Source organism: Actinoalloteichus spitiensis RMV-1378, from assembly GCF_000239155.1.
Lineage (GTDB): Bacteria > Actinomycetota > Actinomycetes > Mycobacteriales > Pseudonocardiaceae > Actinoalloteichus_B > Actinoalloteichus_B spitiensis.
Map to the genome: position 1 here is coordinate 1 of NZ_AGVX02000415.1, position 2393 is coordinate 2393.

Genomic DNA, 2393 nt, shown 5'->3' on the forward strand with positions numbered 1-2393 from the left:
CTGTCCCACCCGGCGTGGGAAGCGGTCCGCAAGCACCTCCAGTGCCGTCACCTGCTGCTGCGGGGCGTGGTCCGTGCCAGCCCCGCCCCCGGGGCGCCGGTGGTGCGGCGGCACCAGCTCACCGAAGGAGGGCGGGAGTTGGTGGGCCGGCTGACACCGCTGCTGATGATCGTGCTGGACTACTTCGAGTTCCGGGGCTAGGACCGGCGTTCCCGTTCGCGCCTCCCGGGTGAACGGGAACCGTTCGCACGGGCAGGAGAGCGACCACCGATCCACGGCCACCCTTCTCCACCACCTGGAAGGTGGGAGGGAGTGGTTCGCGCCTGAGGCCTGGCGCGGCGGCGACGGACTGGTCCCCGTGCCGGACCGCGACCGGGCCGACGAAGGCCCACCGGCTCCCAGCACCACACCGGCCCGGAACCCGGTTGGCCAGGGGACAGCGACGAGCGGGCGAGACTCGACCTCGACAGTGAACGTTCCCAGCACCGGCCGTCCGTCCCATCAATCCCTGGTCCCCCGGGATCGCGTGACCCACGATAGGGGGATGAACTACCGGGGACCGGACGAGGACATCGACGAGACCACCACCGAGGTAACCGGTCCGAAGGGCTGGGCCGCCGGCATACCCGGTGTGCTCACCTCGATGCGGCGCGGCCTGGAACAGATGGGGCCAGGCCGCACCCTCCACACGCTGCGCCTGGTCAACCAGCGGGACGGCTTCGACTGCCCCGGCTGCGCCTGGCCCGAGCCCGGTGGCGCCAGGCACACCGCCGAGTTCTGCGAGAACGGGGCCAAGGCCGTCGCCGAGGAGGCCACCCGCCGCCGGGTCACCCGCGAGTTCTTCGCCCGGCACTCGGTGTCGGACCTGGCCTCCCGCACGGACTACTGGTTGGGCCAGCAGGGACGGCTCACCGAACCGATGGTGCTCAGGGAGGGCGCCGACCACTACGAACCCATCGGGTGGGACGAGGCCTTCGCGATGGTCGCCGAGGAACTCGCCGCCCAGCCCGACCCGGACTCCGCCGTCTTCTACACCTCGGGCCGGACCAGCAACGAGGCCGCGTTCCTGTACCAACTCCTGGTCCGCAGTCTGGGCACCAACAACCTCCCCGACTGCTCCAACATGTGCCACGAGTCCTCAGGATCAGCCCTGACGGAGACCATCGGCGTCGGCAAGGGGTCGGTGAGCCTCGACGACCTCCACCAGGCCGACCTGATCCTGGTCATCGGTCAGAACCCCGGCACGAACCACCCGAGGATGCTCTCGGCGTTGGAGCGGGCGAAGGCGGGGGGCGCCCGGATCGTCGCGGTGAACCCGTTGCCCGAGGCGGGTCTCCTCCGCTTCCGGAACCCGCAGAACCTCCGGGGCGTGCTGGGGCGGGGGGTCGGGCTGGCCGACGAGTTCTGCCAGATCCGGATCGGCGGGGATCTCGCGCTGTTCCGCGCCCTGGGGCACCTGCTGGTGGCGCGGGAGCGGGCCGAACCCGGGTCGGTGGTCGACCGGGACTTCGTCGCCGACCACACCGAGGGGTACGAGGAGTACGCCGCGCACGTCCGGGAGGTGGACTGGCCGGCCGTCCTCGACGCGACCGGTCTCCCCCGCGAGCAGATCGACCGCGTCGCCGAGCTCCTGGCCACCTCCCGCCGGACAGTGGCCTGCTGGGCGATGGGCCTGACCCAGCACCGCCAGTCGGTGGCCACCATCCGCGAACTGGTCAACCTCATGCTCCTGCGGGGCATGATCGGCCGTCCGGGTGCCGGTCTCTGCCCGGTTCGCGGCCACTCCAACGTCCAGGGCGACCGGACGATGGGCATCTGGGAGAAACCGCCCGCCGCCTTCCTCGACGCCCTGGAACGCGAGTTCGGGGTCCCCATGCCCCGGGCGCACGGCCTGGACACCGTGGAGGCGATCCGCGCGATGCGCGAAGGTCGGATCGGGGTCTTCGTCGCCCTGGGCGGGAACTTCGCCGCCGCCGCTCCGGACACCGAGGTCACCGCCCGGGCGTTGCGATCCTGCGCGCTCACCGTCCAGGTCTCGACCAAGCTGAACCGTTCGCACGTGGTGACCGGGCGCCGGGCGCTGATCCTGCCGACGCTGGGCAGGACCGAACGGGACGTCCGGGGCGGTGTCGAGCAGTTCGTCACCGTGGAGGACTCCATGTCCTGTGTGCACGCCTCCCGGGGACGGCTGGCTCCGGCCAGTGAACACCTGCGTTCGGAGGTCGCCATCGTCTGCGGGCTCGCCCGCGCGGTCCTGGGGTCGGACCACCCGGTGCCGTGGGCGTCCCTCGCCGAGGACTACGACCGGGTGCGGGACCGGATCGGCCGCGTGGTGCCGGGGTGCGCGGACTACAACGACAAGGTGCGGCGGCCGGACGGTTTCGTCCTGCCCC

The 2393-nt window shown here is 71.8% G+C and carries 2 protein-coding genes; both read left to right on the forward strand.

The window, feature by feature from the left end; all coding sequences use genetic code 11:
- The coding region (locus ACTIDRAF_RS29610; RefSeq protein ID WP_039787994.1) for a hypothetical protein at window positions 1–201 on the forward strand (201 nt) is incomplete at its 5' end.
- Between the two features lie 343 nt (window positions 202–544).
- A partial coding sequence (locus ACTIDRAF_RS0218035) for an FdhF/YdeP family oxidoreductase (RefSeq protein ID WP_016700125.1) occupies window positions 545–2393 on the forward strand: 1849 nt, incomplete at its 3' end.